Source organism: Frigoribacterium sp. Leaf172 (assembly GCF_001424285.1).
Classification (GTDB): Bacteria; Actinomycetota; Actinomycetes; order Actinomycetales; family Microbacteriaceae; genus Frigoribacterium.
In genome coordinates, this window is sequence record NZ_LMPB01000002.1 from 1 (window position 1) to 24,243 (window position 24,243).

At 67.3% G+C, this 24,243-nt stretch carries 15 protein-coding genes, 3 rRNA genes and 1 pseudogene; all 19 read left to right on the top strand.

The window, feature by feature from the left end; genetic code table 11:
• Nucleotides 1-648 precede the first annotated feature (648 nt).
• The 19 genes and pseudogenes from ASF89_RS06380 (at nucleotide 649) to der (ending at nucleotide 24,179) form a co-directional block, all read left to right on the top strand.
• Nucleotides 649-2,170: ribosomal RNA gene (locus ASF89_RS06380) — 16S ribosomal RNA — on the top strand.
• A gap of 477 nt (nucleotides 2,171-2,647) precedes the next feature.
• Nucleotides 2,648-5,771, top strand: a 23S ribosomal RNA gene (locus tag ASF89_RS06385).
• A gap of 173 nt (nucleotides 5,772-5,944) precedes the next feature.
• A 5S ribosomal RNA gene (rrf, locus tag ASF89_RS06390) occupies nucleotides 5,945-6,061 on the top strand.
• The 16S, 23S and 5S rRNA genes sit together here, the layout of an rRNA operon.
• A gap of 897 nt (nucleotides 6,062-6,958) precedes the next feature.
• Nucleotides 6,959-7,918: a hypothetical protein gene (locus ASF89_RS06400; protein ID WP_200937131.1), complete on the top strand. Its 960-nt coding sequence runs from the start codon at nucleotides 6,959-6,961 to the stop codon at nucleotides 7,916-7,918.
• Nucleotides 7,911-8,915: an HAD-IIA family hydrolase gene (locus ASF89_RS06405; protein ID WP_235484013.1), complete on the top strand. Its 1,005-nt coding sequence runs from the start codon at nucleotides 7,911-7,913 to the stop codon at nucleotides 8,913-8,915. Before ASF89_RS06400 ends, ASF89_RS06405 begins: the two co-directional genes overlap by 8 nt.
• Nucleotides 8,916-8,928: 13 nt before the next feature.
• The gene (locus tag ASF89_RS06410) at nucleotides 8,929-9,117 is read left to right on the top strand and encodes a hypothetical protein (RefSeq protein WP_156463337.1); all 189 of its coding nucleotides are present in this window, start codon (nucleotides 8,929-8,931) and stop codon (nucleotides 9,115-9,117) included.
• Nucleotides 9,114-9,941 (top strand): TlyA family RNA methyltransferase, encoded by an 828-nt coding sequence (locus ASF89_RS06415; protein ID WP_235484014.1) that lies wholly within the window; start codon nucleotides 9,114-9,116, stop codon nucleotides 9,939-9,941. The genes ASF89_RS06410 and ASF89_RS06415 overlap by 4 nt, the downstream gene beginning before the upstream one ends.
• A gap of 5 nt (nucleotides 9,942-9,946) precedes the next feature.
• The gene (locus tag ASF89_RS06420; RefSeq protein WP_235476507.1) at nucleotides 9,947-10,867 is read left to right on the top strand and encodes an NAD kinase; all 921 of its coding nucleotides are present in this window, start codon (nucleotides 9,947-9,949) and stop codon (nucleotides 10,865-10,867) included.
• Nucleotides 10,864-12,570: a DNA repair protein RecN gene (gene recN / locus ASF89_RS06425; RefSeq protein ID WP_055813220.1), complete on the top strand. Its 1,707-nt coding sequence runs from the start codon at nucleotides 10,864-10,866 to the stop codon at nucleotides 12,568-12,570. Before ASF89_RS06420 ends, recN begins: the two co-directional genes overlap by 4 nt.
• 129 nt (nucleotides 12,571-12,699) lie before the next feature.
• Nucleotides 12,700-14,427, top strand: coding sequence for a CTP synthase (locus tag ASF89_RS06430; protein WP_156357372.1), 1,728 nt, complete (start codon nucleotides 12,700-12,702; stop codon nucleotides 14,425-14,427).
• Nucleotides 14,424-15,029 carry an NUDIX hydrolase gene (locus tag ASF89_RS06435; RefSeq protein WP_055798094.1) on the top strand — a complete coding sequence of 202 codons (606 nt, stop codon included), beginning with the start codon at nucleotides 14,424-14,426 and terminating at the stop codon, nucleotides 15,027-15,029. Before ASF89_RS06430 ends, ASF89_RS06435 begins: the two co-directional genes overlap by 4 nt.
• Before the next feature lie 42 nt (nucleotides 15,030-15,071).
• Complete coding sequence (gene xerD, locus ASF89_RS06440; RefSeq protein WP_055814693.1) at nucleotides 15,072-16,034, top strand: site-specific tyrosine recombinase XerD; 963 nt, start codon at nucleotides 15,072-15,074, stop codon at nucleotides 16,032-16,034.
• Between the two features lie 95 nt (nucleotides 16,035-16,129).
• Nucleotides 16,130-17,041 (top strand): ParA family protein, encoded by a 912-nt coding sequence (locus tag ASF89_RS06445; RefSeq protein ID WP_055798087.1) that lies wholly within the window; start codon nucleotides 16,130-16,132, stop codon nucleotides 17,039-17,041.
• Entirely contained in the window at nucleotides 17,025-17,867 is an 843-nt protein-coding gene (locus tag ASF89_RS06450; RefSeq protein ID WP_055813221.1) for a ScpA family protein, read from the top strand. Before ASF89_RS06445 ends, ASF89_RS06450 begins: the two co-directional genes overlap by 17 nt.
• Nucleotides 17,857-18,543 carry an SMC-Scp complex subunit ScpB gene (scpB, locus tag ASF89_RS06455; RefSeq protein ID WP_082489845.1) on the top strand — a complete coding sequence of 229 codons (687 nt, stop codon included), beginning with the start codon at nucleotides 17,857-17,859 and terminating at the stop codon, nucleotides 18,541-18,543. Before ASF89_RS06450 ends, scpB begins: the two co-directional genes overlap by 11 nt.
• A pseudogene (locus ASF89_RS16085) lies at nucleotides 18,533-19,315 on the top strand (pseudouridine synthase); the annotation flags it as partial. The gene scpB and the pseudogene ASF89_RS16085, both read left to right, overlap by 11 nt.
• Nucleotides 19,316-20,781: 1,466 nt before the next feature.
• The gene (locus ASF89_RS06465; RefSeq protein ID WP_055814696.1) at nucleotides 20,782-21,858 is read left to right on the top strand and encodes a prephenate dehydrogenase; all 1,077 of its coding nucleotides are present in this window, start codon (nucleotides 20,782-20,784) and stop codon (nucleotides 21,856-21,858) included.
• On the top strand, nucleotides 21,855-22,658 hold the full coding sequence (cmk, locus tag ASF89_RS06470; RefSeq protein WP_082489846.1) for a (d)CMP kinase: 804 nt from the start codon (nucleotides 21,855-21,857) through the stop codon (nucleotides 22,656-22,658). Before ASF89_RS06465 ends, cmk begins: the two co-directional genes overlap by 4 nt.
• A gap of 51 nt (nucleotides 22,659-22,709) precedes the next feature.
• Nucleotides 22,710-24,179: a ribosome biogenesis GTPase Der gene (gene der / locus ASF89_RS06475; RefSeq protein ID WP_369814553.1), complete on the top strand. Its 1,470-nt coding sequence runs from the start codon at nucleotides 22,710-22,712 to the stop codon at nucleotides 24,177-24,179.
• Nucleotides 24,180-24,243 lie beyond the last annotated feature (64 nt).

Below are 24,243 nucleotides of genomic sequence, written 5' to 3' on the forward strand. Positions count from 1 at the left end.
CGAACAGCCCCCTTCGAAGGTGCGCGTCGTCGTGTCCACGTGCCCCTCCGCGGCCGTGTGTGGCTGTGTGGGGGCCGATCGGCTTGTTTTCGGGCTTTTTGGGTGCGACACGCCCGGGATGCGTGGAGGTTTGGACGTGTGGGCGGATGTCCGTGTAGTGTTCTTTCTTGTCACCCCAAAGGTGCGGCGGAGCGAAGCTCCTCCGGCCTCAAGCGGGACCGACTTCCAAGTCCTCGAGTTGCCGATTACGGCCTCGGACCAAGCAAGTTGCAACACTGGGAAACATGATGTAGGTTCGTGACTCGTTCCAATCGGAACGGATGCTTCTTCGGGAGCTGCTCTTCGGAGTGATTGTCACCGGTTTTACAGAGTGATTTCTGGTGCTAAGGTTTCACAGCTGCCTCGGACGAGGGCCTTTATAAGGTCGGGTTTCGGGTGCGTTTGGTCCTTGAGAACTCAACAGCGTGCACATTGTCAAATGCCAAATTATACCCTGGCATTGCTTGTGGCTTCACCGTTCGGTGGGGTTGTGAGTGGTGTTTAGGTTTCTTTGAGATTGATGGACAACAACAATCGTCAGATTGTTTTGTTCTTTGGTCAGCATCAAATTCAGCAGTTCCGGCCTATTCCGGTTGGACTGTTTTTTCTTTTACGGAGAGTTTGATCCTGGCTCAGGACGAACGCTGGCGGCGTGCTTAACACATGCAAGTCGAACGATGAACTGGAGCTTGCTCCAGGGATTAGTGGCGAACGGGTGAGTAACACGTGAGTAACCTGCCCTTGACTCTGGGATAAGCGCTGGAAACGGCGTCTAATACCGGATACGAGCTTCAGCCGCATGGCTAGGAGTTGGAAAGAATTTCGGTCAAGGATGGACTCGCGGCCTATCAGCTAGTTGGTGAGGTAATGGCTCACCAAGGCGACGACGGGTAGCCGGCCTGAGAGGGTGACCGGCCACACTGGGACTGAGACACGGCCCAGACTCCTACGGGAGGCAGCAGTGGGGAATATTGCACAATGGGCGAAAGCCTGATGCAGCAACGCCGCGTGAGGGATGACGGCCTTCGGGTTGTAAACCTCTTTTAGTAGGGAAGAAGCGAAAGTGACGGTACCTGCAGAAAAAGCACCGGCTAACTACGTGCCAGCAGCCGCGGTAATACGTAGGGTGCAAGCGTTGTCCGGAATTATTGGGCGTAAAGAGCTCGTAGGCGGTTTGTCGCGTCTGCTGTGAAATCTGGGGGCTCAACCCCCAGCCTGCAGTGGGTACGGGCAGACTAGAGTGCGGTAGGGGAGATTGGAATTCCTGGTGTAGCGGTGGAATGCGCAGATATCAGGAGGAACACCGATGGCGAAGGCAGATCTCTGGGCCGTAACTGACGCTGAGGAGCGAAAGCATGGGGAGCGAACAGGATTAGATACCCTGGTAGTCCATGCCGTAAACGTTGGGAACTAGATGTGGGGGCCATTCCACGGTCTCCGTGTCGCAGCTAACGCATTAAGTTCCCCGCCTGGGGAGTACGGCCGCAAGGCTAAAACTCAAAGGAATTGACGGGGGCCCGCACAAGCGGCGGAGCATGCGGATTAATTCGATGCAACGCGAAGAACCTTACCAAGGCTTGACATATACCGGAAACGTCCAGAGATGGTCGCCCCGCAAGGTCGGTATACAGGTGGTGCATGGTTGTCGTCAGCTCGTGTCGTGAGATGTTGGGTTAAGTCCCGCAACGAGCGCAACCCTCGTTCTATGTTGCCAGCACGTAATGGTGGGAACTCATAGGAGACTGCCGGGGTCAACTCGGAGGAAGGTGGGGATGACGTCAAATCATCATGCCCCTTATGTCTTGGGCTTCACGCATGCTACAATGGCCGGTACAAAGGGCTGCGATACCGTAAGGTGGAGCGAATCCCAAAAAGCCGGTCTCAGTTCGGATTGAGGTCTGCAACTCGACCTCATGAAGTCGGAGTCGCTAGTAATCGCAGATCAGCAACGCTGCGGTGAATACGTTCCCGGGCCTTGTACACACCGCCCGTCAAGTCATGAAAGTCGGTAACACCCGAAGCCAGTGGCCTAACCCCTTGTGGGATGGAGCTGTCGAAGGTGGGATTGGTGATTAGGACTAAGTCGTAACAAGGTAGCCGTACCGGAAGGTGCGGCTGGATCACCTCCTTTCTAAGGAGCATGTACCAGCCCTGCTGTTTACACAGGGATTATCTGGTCAAGTCAGTTTCGAAGCGAATGTCTTCGTCTGGCGCTCATGGGTGGAACATTGACAATGGCTCTTCGTTGAGGGCATCAGCATCAGTACGACATCTTCGGGTGTTTGGAACGTGAGGGTGTTCGAGGTGGGGAGTGTGCACGCTGTTGGGTCCTGAGGGACCAAACTTCCCTGCGCTTCGGTGTGGGGGGTTGAACTCCTCTGGGCCATATGAGTCCTGCATTATTAGCAGGGTGAGTATGGGACCCGCCCGTATTTTGAGAACTACACAGTGGACGCGAGCATCTTAGTCGCAAACGGTATCTGGCCTTCGGGTTGGGTGGTTGTTTGTGATACTAAGTGCAATTTCTTAGACCAACCCGCTCCTTCGGGGGTGTGGTTGGCGAATGAGATAACACTGAGCTGCCGGCTTCGGTCGGTGGCAACTTTGTGGTCAAGTTTCTAAGAGCAAACGGTGGATGCCTTGGCATCTGGAGCCGAAGAAGGACGTAGAAATCTGCGATAAGCCTCGGGGAGCTGATAATCGAGCCCTGATCCGAGGATTTCCGAATGGGGAAACCCCGCCAGGCATTTTGACCTGGTGACTCCCGCCTGAATATATAGGGCGGGTAGAGGGAACGTGGGGAAGTGAAACATCTCAGTACCCACAGGAAGAGAAAACAAAAGTGATTCCGTCAGTAGTGGCGAGCGAAATCGGAAGAGGCTAAACCGGTCATGTGTGATAGACGGCGGTCGTTGCATGGTCGGGGTTGTGGGACCCGTTGTCCTGTTCTGCCGGACAGGAGCAGTTACAGCGCAGTATAGGCGAACAGCTTTGAATGGCTGGTCATAGAGGGTGCGAACCCCGTAGCCGAAATGCTGGCGCTGGCTGAATGGGGATCCCAAGTAGCACGGGGCCCGAGAAATCCCGTGTGAATCTGTCAGGACCACCTGATAAGCCTAAATACTCCCAGATGACCGATAGCGGACAAGTACCGTGAGGGAAAGGTGAAAAGTACCCCGGGAGGGGAGTGAAATAGTACCTGAAACCGTTTGCTTACAAACCGTTGGAGCCTCCTTGTAGGGGTGACAGCGTGCCTTTTGAAGAATGAGCCTGCGAGTTAGCGATATGTGGCGAGGTTAACCCGTGTGGGGTAGCCGTAGCGAAAGCGAGTCTTAATAGGGCGATCCAGTCGCATGTCCTAGACCCGAAGCGAAGTGATCTATCCATGGCCAGGTTGAAGCGACGGTAAGACGTCGTGGAGGACCGAACCCACTTCAGTTGAAAATGGAGGGGATGAGCTGTGGATAGGGGTGAAAGGCCAATCAAACTTCGTGATAGCTGGTTCTCTCCGAAATGCATTTAGGTGCAGCGTTGCGTGTTTCTTGCCGGAGGTAGAGCTACTGGATGGCCGATGGGGCCCAAAAGCTTACTGACGTCAGCCAAACTCCGAATGCCGGTAAGTGAGAGCGCAGCAGTGAGACGGTGGGGGATAAGCTTCATCGTCGAGAGGGAAACAACCCAGACTACCAACTAAGGTCCCTAAGCGTGTGCTAAGTGGGAAAGGATGTGGAGTTGCATAGACAACCAGGAGGTTGGCTTAGAAGCAGCCACCCTTGAAAGAGTGCGTAATAGCTCACTGGTCAAGTGATTCCGCGCCGACAATGTAACGGGGCTCAAGCACACCACCGAAGTTGTAGATTTCGTATTATAGACAAGCCTTCGTGGTTCAGTCGTACGGAGTGGTAGGAGAGCGTCGTGTGGCCAGTGAAGCGGCGGTGTAAACCAGCCGTGGAGGCCACACGAGTGAGAATGCAGGCATGAGTAGCGAAAGACGGGTGAGAAACCCGTCCTCCGAAAGACCAAGGGTTCCAGGGCCAGGTTAATCCGCCCTGGGTAAGTCGGGACCTAAGGCGAGGCCGACAGGCGTAGTCGATGGACAACGGGTTGATATTCCCGTACCGGCGAAGAACCGCCCAAGCTAATCCAGTGGTGCTAAGAGTCCTAACCCGGCTGAGTGGATCCCTTCGGGGTGATGCCGGCCGGTCTAACGCTCGACCCCATGCTGGTGCGGTTAACGTATTAACAGGTGTGACGCAGGAAGGTAGCTGAGCCAGGCGATGGTATCCGTAAGGTGAACCTGGTGTAAGGATGTAGGGCTGACGATAGGCAAATCCGTCGTCAATGCGCCTGAGATCCGATGCGTACCCCGTATGGGGGAAATCAGTGATCCTATGCTGCCGAGAAAAGCATCGACGTGAGGTTCAAGCCGCCCGTACCCCAAACCGACTCAGGTGGTCAGGTAGAGAATACCAAGGAGATCGAGAGAATCGTGGTTAAGGAACTCGGCAAAATGCCCCCGTAACTTCGGGAGAAGGGGGGCCGGAACCGTGATGGGATTTACTCCCGGAGCGGGAAAGGCCGCAGAGACCAGTGGGAAGCGACTGTTTACTAAAAACACAGGTCCGTGCTAAGTCGCAAGACGATGTATACGGACTGACGCCTGCCCGGTGCTGGAAGGTTAAGAGGAAGGGTTAGCGCAAGCGAAGCTCAGAATTTAAGCCCCAGTAAACGGCGGTGGTAACTATAACCATCCTAAGGTAGCGAAATTCCTTGTCGGGTAAGTTCCGACCTGCACGAATGGCGTAACGACTTCCCAGCTGTCTCAACCGCGAACTCGGCGAAATTGCACTACGAGTAAAGATGCTCGTTACGCGCAGCAGGACGGAAAGACCCCGTGACCTTTACTACAGCTTGGTATTGGTGTTCGGAGTGGCTTGTGTAGGATAGGTGGGAGACTGTGAAGCTTGGACGCTAGTTCAGGTGGAGTCATTGTTGAAATACCACTCTGGTCACTTTGGATATCTAACTACGAACCGTGATCCGGTTCTGGGACAGTGCCTGGTGGGTAGTTTAACTGGGGCGGTTGCCTCCCAAAAAGTAACGGAGGCGCCCAAAGGTTCCCTCAACCTGGTTGGCAATCAGGTGTCGAGTGTAAGTGCACAAGGGAGCTTGACTGTGAGACTGACAAGTCGAGCAGGGACGAAAGTCGGGACTAGTGATCCGGCAGTGGCTTGTGGAAGCGCTGTCGCTCAACGGATAAAAGGTACCTCGGGGATAACAGGCTGATCTTGCCCAAGAGTCCATATCGACGGCATGGTTTGGCACCTCGATGTCGGCTCGTCGCATCCTGGGGCTGGAGTAGGTCCCAAGGGTTGGGCTGTTCGCCCATTAAAGCGGTACGCGAGCTGGGTTTAGAACGTCGTGAGACAGTTCGGTCCCTATCCGCTGCGCGCGTAGGAAATTTGAGAAGATCTATCCCTAGTACGAGAGGACCGGGATGGACGAACCTCTGGTGTGTCAGTTGTTCTGCCAAGAGCACCGCTGATTAGCTACGTTCGGAACGGATAACCGCTGAAAGCATCTAAGCGGGAAGCCGGCTTCGAGATGAGATTTCCATACCCTTCGGGGTGAGAGGCTCCCAGCTAGACTACTGGGTTGATAGGCCGGATGTGGAAGTGGGGACTAACGACCCATGGAGCTGACCGGTACTAATAAGCCGATAACTTGACAACACTCCCTCCCTGTAGAGGTGGGGGAAAGATTGCTCGCGTCCACTATGTGGTTCCCGAAATACGGTCGGGAACAAATGAACAGACAGTCGTCTGCTGTCACCTTTCGGGGTGGTGGTGGGTGCATGGTCTGAAACAGACTTCACCATCAACTGTTGTTGGTGTGTGGTAAATGTTTCGGCGGCCATAGCGAGAGGGAAACGCCCGGTCACATTCCGAACCCGGAAGCTAAGACTCTCAGCGCCGATGGTACTGCAAGGGGGACCTTGTGGGAGAGTAGGACACCGCCGGACTCCTTTTAGTAACACCAGATGGGCCCCTTCTTCGGAAGGGGCCCTTCTGCGTTTAAGGCTGCAAGGGGGACCTTGTGGGAGAGTAGGACACCGCCGGACTCCTTTTAGTAACACCAGATGGGCCCCTTCTTCGGAAGGGGCCCTTCTGCGTTTAAGGACGTCTCGGATCGCCGCTCCCAAGCCACGGGACGGCAGGTAGACTCGACCCCTACAACACAACAGCTGGCAGAGATTTTGAGGAGCACCTCCGTGAGTGACCGAGACGACGACGACCGTAGAGACCGTCCCCGACGCTCCGACGACTCCGGTTCCGCTGCCGACCGTCGCCCCGCCGACGATCGGCGCGGGCCTCGCCGAGACCAGTCTCGTGACGGTCGTCCTCCACGAGACGACAGGGCACCTCGTTCCGATCGTCCGTTCTCCGGTGATCGTACCCAACGCTCCGACCGTCCTTCCGGTGATCGTCCCCAGCGTGGGGATCGCCCATCGTACGGTGATCGTCAGCAGCGTTCGGATCGCCCGTCGTCGGGCGACCGTCCCCAGCGGGGCGATCGCCCGTCGTACGGTGATCGTCCGCAGCGTGGGGATCGCCCGGCTTACGGTGATCGTCGGCAGCGTTCGGACCGTCCTTCGTCGGGCGACCGCCCGCAGCGTGGGGATCGCCCGTCCTACGGTGATCGCACCCAGCGTTCCGACCGTCCGTCTTACGGGGAGCGGTCCCCTCGACCGGACCGCGCCTCCTCGGGGCGTCCGGGAGGAGACGACCGCCGTTCGTCGAATGGGCCGCGGAGCGGGGGTCCGCGCACGGGTCGCGAACCGTTCCGCCCTCGCGAGACGCCTGAGGACCGTGATCCCTTCGGCCTCAAGTCCGTGCGTCCCCCTCAGGACGTCGCGCACGTGCCCGACGACGTCGAGCCTCGCGATCTCGACAAGGTCGCCCGGGGGGAGCTGAAGACGCTCAGCAAGGACAACGCCGACTGGGTCGCTCGGCACCTGGTCATGGCGGGGCGCCTCATCGAGGAGGACCCGGAGGAGGCGCACAAGCACGCCCTCTCAGCGGGTCGTCGTGCCGGGCGCATCGGCGTCGTGCGCGAGACCATCGCGATCACGGCCTACACCGTGGGTGACTACGCCATGGCGTTGCGCGAGCTGCGGACGTACCGACGCATCTCGGGGCGCGAGGACCACCTCCCTCTGATGGTCGACAGCGAGCGCGGCCTGGAGCGCCCGGAACGGGCACTCGAGCTGGGTCGCTCGGTCGACCCGGGCACTCTCGACGTCCCTGTGCGGGTCCAGCTGGCGATCGCGATGTCCGGCGCCCGACTCGACCTGGGGCAGGCCGAGGCCGCGCTTCGCGAGCTCGAGATCCCGCAGCTCGATCGGACGAAGGCGTTCTCGTACAGCCCCGACCTGTTCGACGCCTACGCGACGGTGCTCGACGACCTCGGCCGCGAGGTCGAAGCTGACGAGTGGCGCGCCCTCTCGGAGCGCGCCTCCTCGGCGATCGAACGGCACCTGCAGGGTGACGACGGCGAGACCGTCGAGATCGTCGAGGAGGAGCTCGAGTTCGACGAGACCGAGCTGCCGCTCGATTCCATCGACGAGGTCGACGAGGTCTATGAAGCCGACGGGGTCGATGAAGGCGACGTGGCTGAAGTAGCCGACGTGGCTGAAGTAGCCGACGAGGCTGACGAAGTCGACGTGGCTGACGAGGTCGCGGTTGACGAAGACGAGGCCGGCGAGGCCGAGGTCACGGACGGCGGCGAGCTGGCTGACGGTGACGACGAGGCGGACGGCGAGGTCGGCGTCGAGTCGCACCAAGGGGACGACTCCGAGGAGGCGCACGATCGTGGCTGATGCGCCCACACCGCTCGAGGGTGTCGACACCGTCCTGGCCGATCTCGACGGCGTCGTCTACCGGGGCAGTCAGGCCATCGATCACGCGGTCGAGTCGCTGACGGCCATCGCCGAGACTCGACGCGTCGGCTACATCACGAACAACGCGTCGCGCACGGCTGCGGCCGTCGCCCAGCAGCTCGCTGCCTACGGTCTGAACGTGACCGCCGACGATGTCGTGACGTCCCCGCAGGCGGCCGTGCGCCTCCTCGGTGAGACCGTCCCTGCGGGGTCGACCGTGCTGGTGGTCGGGGGAGAGGGGCTGACGTCCGTTCTCGAGGAGAACGGCTACGTCGTGACCCGATCCGCCGACGACGAGCCGGCCGCGGTGATGCAGGGGTTCAGCCCGGAGGTGGGCTGGCCTCAGCTGGCCGAGGCGTCGTTCGCCCTGCACACCGGCATCCCCTGGATCGCGACCAACACCGACTGGACCATCCCGCAGGAGCGCGGCATCGCGCCCGGGAACGGCACTCTCGTGTCGGCGGTGCACACCGCGGTCGGGCGTCTGCCCGAGGTCGCGGGCAAGCCCGAGACGCCCATCTTCACGGCCGCCGTCGAGCGGTTCGGTGCGACGAAGGCGCTGTTCATCGGCGACCGCCTCGACACCGACATCATCGGCGCGAACCGCGCGGGTCTCGTGTCGGTGCTTGTCCTCACCGGCATCGACGGCTCCAAGCAGCTCCTGTCGGCCGAGGCCGCCTCGCGCCCCGACTTCATCGTCGGGGACCTCCGCGAGCTGCAGCAGCCCTATCCCGAGATCGTCGAGCACGACGAGGACGACGTGCGCGTCGTCAGCGTCCGCGATGCGAGCGTCGCCGTGCGCGGCAACGTCGTCCGCGTGCTCTCCGCGGGCACGGATCCGACCGATCTCGTCCGGGCGGGCACCGCCGCGGTCTGGGGGACGAATCGGGCGATCTACGGCCTCGACGTCGACCCTGCCCTGCACGCGGCTGACTAGGGTGGACGCCACCATGGACGACCACCCCGAGATGACTTACGCGCCCACGGACGGTACGGAGGCCATCGAGGGTCTGGAGGCGCGCCTCCGGGACATCGAGCAGCAGCCGCTGGTCTCGCGCGCCGCGGCGTTCGGCGAGCTGCACGACGACCTGCGTCGCGTGCTCGAGGGCGCCGGCGACGACACCGCGGCGCCGTCGTGATCGACGCGCCGACGGCTCCGGGGGCCGACGGGGAGCGCCTGGACTCGGCCCTCGCACGGCGGGGCCTGGCTCGTTCGCGGACGCACGCCGCCCGACTGGTCGCCGACGGTCTCGTCTCGATCAACGGCTCGGGTGTCGTCAAGGCGTCGGCGCGGGTGTCCGAGACGGACCGCATCGACGTGGCGGGTCTCGACCACTACGTCAGCCGCGCCGCGCACAAGCTCATCGCCGCGCTCGACGGGTTCGGCGTCGACCCGGGAGGACGCGTCGCGCTCGACGTGGGCGCCTCGACCGGCGGGTTCACGCAGGTGCTGCTGGAACGCGGCGCTCGGCACGTCGTGGCACTCGACGTCGGGCACGGACAGCTGTCGCCCGGGGTGCGGTCCGATCCGCGGGTGACGACCGTCGAGGGCGTCAACGCGCGGTACCTGACGCGACCGCAGCTGAGGGCCATGTCGGCGGAGTCCGCCTCGATCGACCTGGTCGTGGCCGACGTCTCGTTCATCTCGCTGACGATGGTGCTGCCGGCCCTCGTCGAGAGCGTGGGTGTGGACAGCGACTTCGTGCTGCTGATCAAGCCGCAGTTCGAGGTCGGTCGTCAGGGCATCCGCGAGGGCGTCGTGCACGACCCGGGGCTCCGGAACGAGGCGGTCACGAGCGTGATGTGGGCCGCGCACGACCTCGGGCTCGGAACCGCGGGGCTCATCCCCTCACCGGTCGTGGGAGGCGCGGGCAACCAGGAGTACTGCGTCCGGTTCTCGGCCTCCGCCGGGACGAATCCGACAGAATGGCTCAGCACGGCCGACAGCTTGACGGGAGCGTGAGAGACATCACTTCGACGAGACACATCCTCGTCGTGTCGCACACGGGGCGACGCGACTCGATCGACGCCGCCCTCGTGGTCTGCGGGCTGCTCGCGGCGGCCGACGTCGTGCCCGTCCTGCCCCACGACGAGTACGACGACATCAAGGCCGCCGAGCCCGGGCTCGCGCGAGTCGGCATCCTCGGCGACGACGTCGGCTGCGACGACCTCGAGTGCGTCATCGTGCTGGGCGGCGATGGCACGATCCTCCGCGCCGCCGAGCTGACCCGGGGCACGTCGGCTCCGATCGTCGGAGTCAACCTCGGCCATGTCGGGTTCCTCGCCGAGAGCGAGCGCGACGAGATGACCGACACCGTCCGCCGCGTGCTCGCCCACGACTACGACGTGGAGGAGCGCTTCGCGCTCGACGTGACCGTGACCCGCGGCTCCGAGGTCGTGTACCAGACCTGGGCGATGAACGAGGCGACGGTCGAGAAGGCCTCGCGAGAGCGCATGCTCGAGGTCGTCATCGAGGTCGACGGTCGACCCCTCTCGTCGTTCGGCTGCGACGGGGTGGTCATGTCGACCCCCACCGGCTCGACCGCCTACTCGTTCTCCGCCGGCGGCCCCGTGGTCTGGCCCGAGGTGCAGGCCCTGCTGCTCGTTCCGCTCAGCGCGCACGCCCTCTTCGCCCGGCCCCTCGTGGTCGGCCCCGACTCCGTGCTCGCCGTCGAGGTGCTCAACCGCACCGAGGCGAAGGGCATCCTCTGGTGCGATGGTCGCCGCGAGCACGACCTCCCGCCGGGAGCCCGGGTCGAGTGCACCCGCTCGACCCAGCCCGTTCGCCTGGCGCGTCTGCGGCACGGCCCGTTCACCGACCGGCTCGTCGCGAAGTTCCACCTGCCCGTCACGGGCTGGCGCGGCCCCGATCAGGCGGCTACGTCGTGATCGAAGAGATCTCCATCCGCGATCTCGGCGTCATCGGCCGCGCGACCCTGCCGCTCGGACCGGGCTTCACCGCCGTCACGGGCGAGACGGGTGCGGGCAAGACCATGGTCGTCACCGCGCTCGGACTCCTGCTCGGGCAACGGGCCGAGAGCGGCATCGTCCGCTCGGGCAGTGCGCAGGCCGTCGTCGACGGTCGCTGGCTCGTCGCCGCCGACGGTCCGGTCGTCGACCGTGTGACCGAGGCCGGCGGCGACGTCGACGACGGCGAGCTGCTGCTCAGCCGCGTCGTGTCGGCCGAGGGTCGCAGCCGGGCCATCGTGGGCGGTCGCGCCGCTCCCATCGGCGTCCTCGGCGACCTCGCCGACCACCTCGTGGTCGTGCACGGTCAATCCGAGCAGATCCGCCTGAAGTCCGCCTCCGCGCAGCGCGCCGCCGTCGACGCGCACGGGGGAGCGCCGCTCGCCGAGGCCGCGACGTCGTACCGGGTCGCCTACGAGGCCTGGCTCGCCGCCCGCGCCGAGCTCGACGAGATCACGCGAGACCGCGACGCCCGTCGCGCCGAGGCAGACGACCTCCGGGCCGCCATCGCCGAGATCGAGGGCGTCGCTCCGGTCGCCGGAGAGCTCGACGAGCTCGACGCGTCCGCCGAGCGCCTCAGCAATGCCGAAGACCTGCGTCTCGCCGCCGGACTCGCGCACGAGATCCTCTCGACGGAGGCCGTCGACGGCACCCGCGACGTGCTGGGTCTCGTCGAGGAGGCGCGGCGCCAGATCGATCGCGTCGCCCCGCACGACCCCGCTCTCGCCCCGATCGCGGACCTCCTGGCCGAGATGAGCGTGCAGGTCTCCGAGACGTCGTCACGGCTGTCGAGCTATCTGGGCGGACTCGACGGCGATGCCGCCGGCGACCTCGAGGCCGTGCAGACCCGCCGGGCCGACCTGGCCGCCCTGGTCCGGCGGCACGGGCCGACGCTCGACGACGCCATCCGCCTCCTCGACGACGGCAGCCGTCGTCTGCTCGAGCTCGACGGCGACGACGACCGCCTGGCCCGGCTCGACGACGAGGTGCGCGAGTTCCGGACCGAGGCCGAGGCCAGGGCGGGGAGGCTGACCGAGCTGCGCCGCGCCTCCGGGGCGGATCTCTCGGAGCGGGTGAGCGCCGAGCTCGGAGCCCTCGCGATGACCGGGGCCGAGATCGTCGTCGAGGTGTCGCCGCGCGACGACCTCGGGTCCTCGGGGGCCGACGTCGTCTCGCTGCTGCTGCGCCCTCACCCGGGCAGCGAGCCGCGGCCCCTCGGCAAGGGTGCGTCGGGCGGCGAGCTGTCGCGCGTCATGCTCGCCCTCGAGGTGGTCATGGCGGGGTCGAGCGATGTGCCCACCTTCGTCTTCGACGAGGTGGACGCCGGGGTCGGGGGATCGGCCGCGATCGAGATCGGGCGACGGCTGGCCGCGCTCGCGGAACGCGCCCAGGTGATCGTCGTGACGCACCTCGCCCAGGTGGCGGCGTTCGCGACGAACCACCTCCGCGTCGTGAAGGACGCCTCGGGCGAGGTCACCGCGAGCAGCGTCCAGCAGCTCGAGGGCGACGACCGCGTCGCCGAGATGGCGCGTCTGCTGTCGGGACTGCCCGACAGCTCGAGCGGACTCGATCACGCGCGCGAGCTGCTCGATCTCGCCCGCGACCGCGCCGACACACGTTCGTAACACCCGGTGGCTGGTCTCGGCCCCTCGCGTGACATAGGATGGAATCCCGTGGTGAACGTACAGAACTTGGGCCTTGATTCCTCCTCGATCGACGGGAGCGGCCCTTCTGACGCCGGCTCGTCCGACAGCATCGACCGCACGACGGGGGCCTCGCAGCCCACCGTCACGAAGCACATCTTCGTCACCGGAGGCGTCGTGTCGTCGCTCGGCAAGGGCCTCACCGCAGCGAGCCTGGGCAATCTGCTCACCGCCCGCGGTCTGCGCGTCGTCATGCAGAAGCTCGACCCGTACCTCAACGTCGACCCGGGCACGATGAATCCGTTCCAGCACGGCGAGGTGTTCGTCACCGACGACGGAGCCGAGACCGACCTCGACATCGGGCACTACGAGCGGTTCCTGGACATCAACCTCGATCAGGCCGCGAACGTCACCACCGGCCAGATCTACTCGACCGTCATCGCGAAGGAGCGCCGCGGCGAGTACCTCGGCGACACCGTCCAGGTGATCCCGCACATCACCGACGAGATCAAGCGCCGCATGCGTCAGCAGGCCGAGGGCGACCTCAAGCCCGACGTCATCATCACCGAGGTCGGCGGCACGGTCGGCGACATCGAGAGCCAGCCGTTCATCGAGTCCGCCCGTCAGGTGCGTCACGAGCTCGGCCGCAAGAACGTGTTCTTCGTGCACGTCTCGCTCGTGCCCTACATGGGCGCCTCGGGCGAGCAGAAGACCAAGCCGACGCAGCACTCGGTCGCCGCGCTCCGCTCGATCGGCATCCAGCCCGACGCCCTGGTGCTCCGCAGCGACCGCCCCGTCAGCGAGGGCAACAAGCGGAAGATCGCCCTCATGTGCGACGTCGACGAGGACGCCGTCGTCAACGCGATCGACGTGCCGAGCATCTACGACATCCCCACGATGCTGAACGACCAGGGCCTCGACGCCTACATCATCCGCCACCTCGGTCTCGACGAGAAGGCCGGCGAGGTCGACTGGTCGGGATGGCAGTCGGTGCTCGACGCCGTGCACGAGCCCAAGCACGAGGTCACCATCGGTCTCGTCGGCAAGTACATCGACCTGCCCGACGCGTACCTGTCGGTCACCGAGGCCCTCCGCGCCGGGGCGTTCGCGCATCAGGCGAAGGCCAAGCTCGTCTGGATCCCCTCCGACGACTGCGAGACCCCCGAGGGCGCCGCGAAGGCCCTCTCCGAGGTCGACGGCATCTGCGTCCCCGGCGGCTTCGGCATCCGGGGCATCGAGGGCAAGCTCGGCGCGCTCCGCTTCGCTCGCGAGAACGGGATCCCGGCGCTCGGCCTCTGCCTCGGTCTGCAGTGCATGGTCATCGAGTACGCGCGCAACGAGGCCGACCTGGCCGGCGCCTCCTCGTCGGAGTTCGACCCCGACACCGAGTTCCCCGTGATCGCCACGATGGCGGAGCAGGTCGACATCATCGCCGGGGGAGACCTCGGCGGGACCATGCGACTCGGTCTCTACCCGGCGGCGCTGACGCCCGGTTCGCTGGCCGCCGAGCTCTACGGCTCGGAGCTCGTCGACGAGCGCCACCGTCACCGTTACGAGGTCAACAACCAGTACCGCCAGCAGATCGCCGACGCGGGTCTGCGCTTCTCGGGCACGTCGCCCGACGGCACGCTCGTCGAGTACGTCGAGCTCGACCGGGCCGAGCACCCGTTCTACATCGGGACGCAGGCGCACCCCGAGCTGCGGTCGCGTCCGAACCACGCGCACCCCCTCTTCAGCGGGCTCGTCGAAGCGTCGCTCGACCGCCAGAACTCGAGCCGTCTGTTTGCCGACGACGCGGACGACGCGACCGGCGCCCTCACCGAGACGGCGACGGCATGAGCGACTCGCGACCTTCGGCGGGTGGGGCCGGTGGGCGCGACTCGTCCGGTCTCCTGGCGGACGAGCCGTTCGAGCCGCGCGTCATCTCGTCCGACGTCGTCTTCGAGGGCGCCGTCTGGAACGTCCGTCGTGACGCCTTCGACTACGACGGGTCGACGATCGTCCGCGAGTACGTCGCCCACACGGGTGCGGTGGCCATCCTCGCGGTCGACGACGAGGGCCGGGTGCTCGTCATCCGCCAGTACCGTCACCCCATCCGCTCGCGCGAATGGGAGCTCCCCGCCGGTCTGCTCGACGTCGACGGCGAGCCCGAGCTGGCCGCCGCGCAGCGCGAACTCGCGGAGGAGGCGGACCTCGTCGCGACCGACTGGCGCGAGCTCGTCGTGTTCAAGACGACCCCCGGCGGCAGCGACGAGACCGTGACCGTCTTCCAGGCGACCGGTGTCTCGGCCACCGAGACGGCATTCGCCCGTGAGGCCGAGGAGGCCGACATCGAGGTGCGCTGGGTCGCCCTCGACGACATCGTGTCGGGCGTCCTCGCCGGTCGGCTCCGCAACTCGATCCTCGCGATCGCGGCGCTCGCGGCCCACGCCTCGCGCTGACCACCCCGGTCGACGAGTCGTGACGGAATGACCGGCCCCCTGATGACCGTCGAGCAGGCCGTCGACCGGTACCTGCGGCACGTGACGGTCGAGCGGGGGCTCTCCGTCAACACGGTGGCGGCGTACCGACGCGACCTCGCGCTGTGGCAGGCGCATCTCGAGGAAGCGCACCGCGCCTCCCCGGGGGACGTCACCGTGGCCGACGTGGCCGCGTTCCCGGTCGCGCTCTCGACCCGGCCCGAGCGGCCCCTCGGCGCGGCGAGCATCGCGCGGGTGCTGTCGTCGGTGCGGGGGCTGCACCGGTTCCTGCTCGAGGAGGGGCTCGTCGACGCCGACGTCGCGGCGACGACGCGACCGCCCAAGCTGCCGAGTCGGCTGCCGAAGGCGATCTCGGTCGCGCAGGTCGAGGCGCTTCTCGCGGCCACGGACGGCGACGACCCCGTCCGCGTGCGGGACAAGGCCCTGCTCGAGGTCCTCTACGCGACCGGGGCGCGGGTGAGCGAGGCGGTGTCGCTGAACGTGGACGACGTCGTCGAGGGCGATGTCGTCCGTCTGTTCGGCAAGGGCGGCAAGCAGCGCATCGTGCCCCTCGGCGGGTTCGCTCGCCGAGCGCTCGACGCCTATCTCGTCCGAGCCCGGCCCGTGTTCTCGGCTCGGGGCGAGGCGTCGCCCGCGCTGTTCCTCGGGGCGCGGGGGGCCCGGCTGTCGCGTCAGAACGCCTGGCTGGTCATCCGGGCGGCGGCCGAGCGCGCCGAGCTCGGAGTCGACGTCTCGCCGCACACGTTCCGCCACTCGTTCGCCACCCATCTCCTCGAGGGCGGAGCCGATGTGCGGGTGGTGCAGGAGCTGCTCGGGCATTCGTCGGTCGCGACGACGCAGATCTACACGCTCGTGACGGCCGACGCCCTCCGCGACATGTACTCGCAGGCGCACCCCCGGGCTCGATGGAAGACACCGCGGCCCGGCGCCGCAGGGCCGGGCGCGGTCGCGGCATCCCACTCCTGACCAGGCAAAACCCTCAGCCACGGCATGAACCTTCTTCGGTCGGGAGCCGGGCGCGGCAGCCCGCCCCCGTCGGGGGTCGCGGTTACCATCGTCGTGTGAGCACCAAGCCGACATCGAGCACCCCCGCCCTCTTCGAGAGCGCTCCGTCGACCCCGGCGTCGACCGGGCCCGTCAACGGCCCCACCGGTCGCCCTCGCACCGAGTTCCCCGTCCCCGCGCCGCTCGACGGGCACGGCCCCGCCCGCATCATCACCCTCTGCAACCAGAAGGGCGGCGTCGGCAAGACCACGACGACCATCAACCTCGGCGCCTCGTTCGCCGAGTACGGCCGCCGCGTGCTCGCCATCGACTTCGACCCGCAGGGCGCCCTCACCGCGGGGCTCGGGGTCCAGGCTCACGATCAGGCGACGATCTACGACCTCATGATCGGTTCGGAGCGCGACGCGCACGCCGTGATCGTGCCCACCCGGGTCGAGAACCTCGACGTCATGCCGGCCAACATCGATCTGTCCGCCGCCGAGGTGCATCTCGTCAACGAGGTGGCCCGCGAGCAGATCCTCGCCCGCATCATCCGCCAGGTCAGCGACGAGTACGACGTCATCCTCATCGACTGCCAGCCGTCGCTCGGCCTGCTCACCGTCAACGCCCTGACCGCCGCCCACGGCGTGCTCATCCCGCTCGAGTGCGAGTTCTTCGCCCTGCGCGGCGTCGCGCTGCTGGTCGAGACCATCGAGAAGGTCCGCGACAGGCTCAACCCGGCCATCACGCTCGACGGCATCCTCCCGACCATGTTCGACTCGCGCACGCTGCACAGCCGGGAGGTGCTCGAGCGCGTCGTCGAGGCCTTCGGCGACGAGGTGCTCGAGACCGTCATCGGCCGCACCGTCAAGTTCCCCGACGCGTCCGTCGCCGGCACGCCCATCACCCAGTTCGCCCCCGAGCACCCGGCGGCCCAGGCCTACCGGCAGTTGGCCCGAGAGCTGATCGCGCGTGGCGCCGCGGCCTGACGCCGGCGTCGTGATCGACGCGTCCTCCGCCCCCGGTGCCGCCGGCACCGGGTTCGCCGTCACCCTCGACAACTTCAGCGGCCCGTTCGACCTGCTGCTGTCGCTGATCGGCAAACGCGAGATGGACGTCACCGAGGTGGCCCTCAGCGCGGTCACCGACGAGTTCATCTCGTACCTCAAGACGGTCGACACGGGCGAGAACCTCGACAAGGCCAGCGAGTTCATCGTCGTGGCCGCGACCCTGCTCGACCTCAAGGTCGCGGGTCTGCTGCCGCAGGGCGAGCTCGTCGACGCCGAGGACGTCGCACTGCTCGAGGCGCGCGATCTGCTCTTCGCCCGGCTGCTGCAGTACCGGGCCTTCAAGCAGGCGGCCGAGTGGTTCGGCGAGCACGGCGCCTCAGAGGCCGCCCGGCACGCCCGAGCGGTCCGCCTCGAGCAGAAGTACCGGGTCACCACCCCCGAGCTCGTGTGGACGCTGAGCCCCGCCGACTTCGCGGCGCTCGCGACCCTCGCCCTCACCCCCCGCGAGGTCCCCACGGTCGGGCTCGACCACCTGCACGCACCGCTCGTGAGCATCCGCGAGCAGGCGGCCGTCATCGTCGCGATGCTGCGCAGCCAGGGCGGCCTGACGTTCCGCGAGCTGGTCGCGGGCGTGAGCGAGCGAGGCGTCGTCGTCGCGCGGTTCCTCGCCCTGCTCGAGCTCTATCGCCACGCGAGCCTCACGTTCGAGCAGATCGAGCCGCTCGGCGAGCTCAGCGTCCGGTGGACGGCGCTCGACTGGGACGACGACGCGCTCGAGAGCCTGGGGGCCGACTATGACGACTGAGGCGACCGGCGTGCGAGAGCCGACCCGCGCCTCCTCGGGGCGCCGCGCCTCCTCGGGGCGCCGCGCCTCCTCGACGACCGACACGTCGTCGGGGGCCGCCGTCGACGAGCGGGCCGCGGGCCCCGCGGTGCCCATCGCCCGCTCGCTCGAGGCGATCCTCATGGTGGCCGACGAGCCGCAGTCGCTCGTGTCTCTGGCGGCGGCGGTCGGTGCGCCGACGGCCGCGGTGCGGCAGGCGGTCGAGGGGCTCGTGGCCGACTTCGACGGCTCGGACGGCGGCACCCGCCGCGGCTTCGAGCTGCGGGAGGTCGGCGGGGGCTGGCGTTTCTACGTCCGACCCGAGTTCGACCCGGTCGTCCGCGATTTCGTGCTGACGCAGAACCCGTCCAGACTGTCGCAGGCGGCTCTCGAGACGCTGGCGGTCATCGCCTACAAGCAACCCATCACCCGCAGCAGCATCGCGCAGATCCGCGCGGTGAACGTCGACTCGGTCGTCCGCACGCTGCTCGGGCGCGGTCTCATCACCGAGTCGTCCACCGACTCCGAGACCGGAGCCATCACCTACGAAACGACGGAACTCCTGTTGACCCATCTCGGCATCAATTCTCTCGATGAGCTGCCGCTCATCTCCCCGCTGCTCTCCGACGGTCAAGAAGGGTTCGACGATGTCGCCTGAGAACGAGAACGATCTGCCCTCGGGCGAGCGTCTGCAGAAGGTCATGGCCGCCGCCGGCGTCGCCTCGCGTCGGGTGTCCGAAGACCTCATCGCCGCCGGCCGGGTCACGGTGAACGGCAAGGTCGTCACCGAGGCCGGTCGACGCATCGACCCCGAGAAGGACAAGGTCGTCGTCGACGGCAGCGCCGTCCAGCTCGACACCACGCGCCGCTACGTGATGCTCAACAAGCCCGTCGGCGTCGTCAGCACCCTGAGCGACGAGAACGAGCGACCCGACCTGCGGCAGTTCGCGAACGAGTTCGAGGAGCGCCTGTTCAACGTCGGCCGCCTCGACGTCGAGACCTCGGGTCTGCTGCTGCTGACCAACGACGGCGAGCTCGCCCACGTGCTGTCGCATCCGTCGTTCGGCGTCACCAAGACCTACATCGCGAAGGTGCGCGGCGTCATCACGCCGAACGTCATCGCTCAGCTGCTGTCGGGCGTCGAGCTCGACGACGGCCACATCGCCGCCGACAAGGCGGCGCTCGTCGGCGGAGGGGCGGGTCTCTCGCGCTCGAACGACTCGTCGCTGATCGAGATCACGCTGCACTCCGGCCGCAACCGCGTCGTCCGCCGCATGCTCGAGGCCGTGGGCCACCCGGTCATCGACCTCGTGCGCCGCTCGTTCGGTCCGTTGCACCTCGGCACGCTCAAGGTCGGTCACATGCGCACCCTGAACAAGGCAGAGCTCGGAGCGATCCTGACGATCGCCCGCGACGCCACCGCCTCGCCCCGGGTCGACGCCGCCCCCGTGACCGAGAGCGCCGACGCGCCGGTCGTCGAGGCCGACGTGGTCGAGGTGGCGCTCGACGACGCCGAGGTCGAGAAGGAGTTCTACGACGAGGACGACGAGGAGTTCGACCCCGCCACCGACGCCCGCGACGCCAAGCGCCGCCGGGGCCCGTCGGGTTTCAAGGGCGACACCGGCGCCGCGACGTCGCGTCGCTCCGAGGTGCGACGCCAGCAGGCCGGTCGCCGCGAGAACCGCGACGACCGCGGCGCCGGAGCGGCCCGCCCGGCTCGCGACGACCGGGGTGGGTACCAGGGTCGCGACGACCGTGGGGCTCGTCCTGACAGTGACTCGCGTGGTGGGTACCAGGGTCGCGATGACCGTGGGGCTCGACCCGACCGCGATTCTCGGGGTGGGTACCAGGGTCGCGACGACCGTGGGGCTCGTCCTGACCGTGACTCGCGTGGTGGTTACCAGGGGCGCGATGACCGTGGGGCTCGTCCCGACCGCGATTCCCGGGGTGGGTATCAGGGCCGTGACGACCGTGGTGGGTACCAGGGTCGCGACGACCGTGGGGCTCGCCCTGACCGCGACGCGCGGGGCGGCTACCAGGGGCGCGACGACCGCGGGGCTCGTCCCGCGCGCGACGACCGCGGGGGATACCAGGGGCGTGACGACCGTGGCGGCTATCAGGGTCGCGATGACCGTGGGGCTCGTCCGGCCCGTGACGACCGTTCCGGTCGACCCGATCGCGGCGGATACGTCTCGCGCGACGATCGCGGTGGCCGCCCCGACCGCGGAGGCTTCGTGTCGCGCGACGACCGTGGCGCGGCCCCTCGCGGCGGCGACCGACCGTTGACCCCCGGCGAGGAGCGCGCCGCGGGCTACCCGAACCGCGACCAGAACCGCGACCCGCGCACCGGGCGCCCCTCCGGCGTCCGCGCCGGTGGTCCCGGTCGCGGCGGTCGCGAAGACCGCAGCGGCGACCGCGGTGCCGACCGCGGCGAGCGTGGTGGCGGCTACCAGGGCCGCGATGACCGTGGCGGTCAGCGTGGCGGGTACCAGGGTCGCGATGACCGTGGCGGCGAGCGTGGCGGGTACCAGGGTCGCGACGACCGCGGTGGTCAGCGTGGCGGGTACCAGGGTCGCGACGACCGCGGTTCCGATCGTGGCGGATACCAGGGTCGCCCCGACCGGTCGAGCGACCGCGGCGGCTACCCCGGGCGCGACGACCGGGGCGGCTCGCGCGGCGGACCGGCTCGTGACGACCGCGGCGGCGACGACCGCCGTGGCGGCTCACGCGGCGGCGACCGTCCGTACAAGCCCCGTGGCGACGACGGAGGGCGTGGTCCTCGCGGGGGTGGCCGGTCGTGACCGAGCCGACCCGCGCCTCCTCGGCTGACGCGGTCGGCTCCGACGGACGCACCGGCGGTCTCGTCGCCCACGACCTCGACGAGGGCAGCCGTCGGCTGGTCGGTCAGGTGAGGATCGTGGGCTCGGGCCTCCTCGGCACGAGCATCGGGCTGCGCCTCCGGCAGCACGGCGTCGACGTCATCCTCGACGACGTCTCGCCCGCCGCCCGCAGCCTGGCCATCGACTACGGCGCCGGGCGCGCCCCCTCCGACGACGACCGGCCCACGCTGGTCGTCGTCGCGGTGCCGCCCGACGTCACCGCCACCATCGTCGCGAGCGAGCTGCAGAGGTTCCCGGAGGCGCTCGTCACCGACGTCGCATCGGTCAAGGTCGCGCCGCTGGTCGAGCTGCGGGCGCTCGGCGCCGACGTCTCGCGCTACATCGGGTCGCACCCCATGGCCGGTCGCGAACGGGGCGGGGCCGTCTCGGCCCGCGCCGACCTCTTCATCGGCCGCCCCTGGGTGATCGCCGGGCACGACGACATCACCTACCGACGCGCCGCGGCCGTCGAGGATCTCGCGCTCGACCTCGGCGCGACCCCGATCGAGATGACACCGGAGGAGCACGACGCCGGCGTCGCGCTCGTCAGCCACGTGCCGCAGGTCGTCGCCAGCCTCATGGCCAGCCGACTCGCGGAGGCACCCGACTCGTCGCTCGACCTCGCCGGTCAGGGCGTGCGCGACGTCACGCGCATCGCCGCGAGCGACCCCGCGCTGTGGGTGCAGATCCTCGGGGCGAACGCCTCGCGCGTCGTCGACGTGCTGCGGGCCCTGCGGGTCGACCTCGACGGGGTCATCGACGCGCTCGCCGAGCCCGAGGCCCCGGGAGCGCGGCGTGCCGTGGCCGAGGCCATCGGCTCCGGCAACGGGGGAGTCTCGCGCCTGCCCGGCAAGCACGGATCGACGGCCCAGTTCAGCTCGGTGATCGTGCTCGTCGACGACACCCCCGGGCAGCTCGCCCGGCTGCTCACCGAGATCGGTGAGATCGGCGTCAACCTGGAAGACCTGCGCCTGGAGCACTCGCCCGGCGCCCCGGTAGGACTCGCGGAGGTGGCCATCGTGCCCGACCAAGAACAACGACTCGTCGCCGAACTCGAACGGCGCGGCTGGACCGTCGCGGGAGCGTTCGCATGAGCGCCGCGGGTGACCAGGGCATCGACCCCGCCGTCGACGTCGAGCGCGCGCCCGGCGAGCACGGCGTGGGGGGACCGGCCGGCGAGGCGCACACGGCCGAGCTGCGCGACGAGACCGCCGAAGCCGTCCACCGCCGCATCGTGGTGGCCGTCGACGGACCGGCCGGCAGCGGCAAGTCGAGCGTGAGCCGTGCCTCCGCCTCCGCCCTCGGCTTCGCGTATCAGGACACGGGCGCCGCCTACCGGGCGTTCGCGCTCCACGCGCTCGACACCGGCGTCGACCTCGACGACGCCGACGCGATCGTCGGGGTGCTGCCCTCGTTCCGGTACGACATCACGATCGACCCGGCCCGCGCCTCCTCGGTCACGGTCGACGGTCGCGACGTCACCGACGAGATCCGCACCCCGCGCGTCACCACCGCGGTCAGCCACGTGGCCAAGCTCCCCGAGGTCCGCCGGTACATGGTCGACCTGTTCCGCCGCATCATCGCGTCGACCGACCGGCCCGGCATCGTGACCGAGGGGCGCGACATCACGACCGTCGTCGCACCGGACGCCCAGGTGCGGATCCTGCTGACGGCGAGCGAAGAGGCTAGAATGGCCAGGCGTTCCGCCGAGGTCACCGGGCAGAGTGCCGATGAGACAGCTCGGCAGCTGTCGAACCGTGACCGGCTTGACAGCAAGGTCGTCGACTTCATGACCGCCGCCCCCGGCGTGTCGACCGTCGACTCCACCCATCTCGACTTCGACCAGACGGTGAACGCCGTGGTCGGGCTCGTGCGAGCGAGCACCCCCTCTTAATAAGGAATCACCATGGCAGACGACGACAAGTACCCCGAGCTCGACGAGCAGATGGTCGGCCGCATCCAGGCGATGCCCGACGAAGACGCCGACCAGCGCGCTCGTGCCCTGCGCGCGGGTCTCGCCGACTACGACCTCGACGATGAGGACGTCGACGTCCTCGAGGGCGGCGAGTGGGACCCTGACGCCCTCACCTACGCTCCGGCCCTGCCGGTCCTCGCCATCGTCGGCCGCCCGAACGTCGGCAAGAGCGCCATGGTGAACCGGATCCTCGGGAGGCGCGAGGCCGTCGTCGAAGACAAGCCCGGCGTAACCCGTGACCGGGTCTCGTACAAGGCCGAATGGGGCGGACGCCGATTCACCCTCGTCGACACCGGCGGGTGGGAGCCCGACGCGATCGGCATCGACAAGTCCGTCGCCATGCAGGCCGAGATCGCCGTCGACCTCGCCGACGCCGTGCTGTTCGTCGTGGACGTCAACGTCGGGGCCACCGCCACCGACGAGGCCGTGGTGCGCATGCTGCGCGCCTCGCACAAGCCCGTCATCCTCGTCGCCAACAAGAGCGACGACGCCCGCAAGGACCTCGAGGCCGCCTCGCTGTGGTCGCTGGGTCTCGGCGAGCCGTTCCCCGCGTCGGCGCTGCACGGCCGCAACGTGGCCGACCTGCTCGACCTCTGCATGACCAAGCTGCCCGCCGTGTCGACGGTCGCGAAGGAGGAGATCGGCGGACCCCGCCGCGTCGCGATCCTCGGTCGCCCGAACGTCGGCAAGAGCTCGCTGCTGAACAAGGCCGCGGGTGAAGAGCGCGTCGTCGTCAACGAGCTGGCCGGCACGACCCGCGACCCGGTCGACGAGCAGGTCGAGATCGCCGGGCGCGTGTGGACCTTCGTCGACACCGCCGGAATCCGCAAGCGCGTGCACCTGCAGCAGGGCGCCGACTTCTACGCCTCGCTCCGCACCTCGGCGGCGCTCGAGAAGGCCGAGGTCGCCGTCGTCGTCATCGACGTGACCGAGTCGATCTCGACGCAGGACCTGCGGATCATCGACCTCGTGCTCGAGTCGGGCCGCGCGCTCGTGCTCGCCTTCAACAAGTGGGACCTCCTCGACGATGACCGTCGCCGCTACCTCGAGCGCGAGATCGAGCAGGACCTCGATCACGTGTCGTGGGCGCCGCGCGTCAACATCTCGGCACGCACCGGTCGTCACCTCGAGAAGCTCGTGCCCGCGCTCGAGCTCGCCCTCGAGTCGTGGGACACCCGCATCCCGACCGGCAAGTTCAACGCCCTGCTCGCCGAACTCGTCGCCGAGCACCCGCACCCGCTGCGCTCGGGCAAGCAGCCCCGCATCCTGTTCGGCACCCAGGCGGCCAACCGCCCGCCGACCTTCGTGCTCTTCACGACCGGGTTCCTCGACCCGCAGTACCGCCGCTTCATCACGCGCCGCCTGCGCGAGATCTTCGGCTTCGAGGGCACGCCGATCACCGTGAACATGCGTGTGCGCGAGAAGCGCAAGCGCGCGTAGTCGTCGCTCGGTCGCAGTGCACCAGGAGGTAGACACGACGCCAGGTGTGAACCCGGCGTCGTGT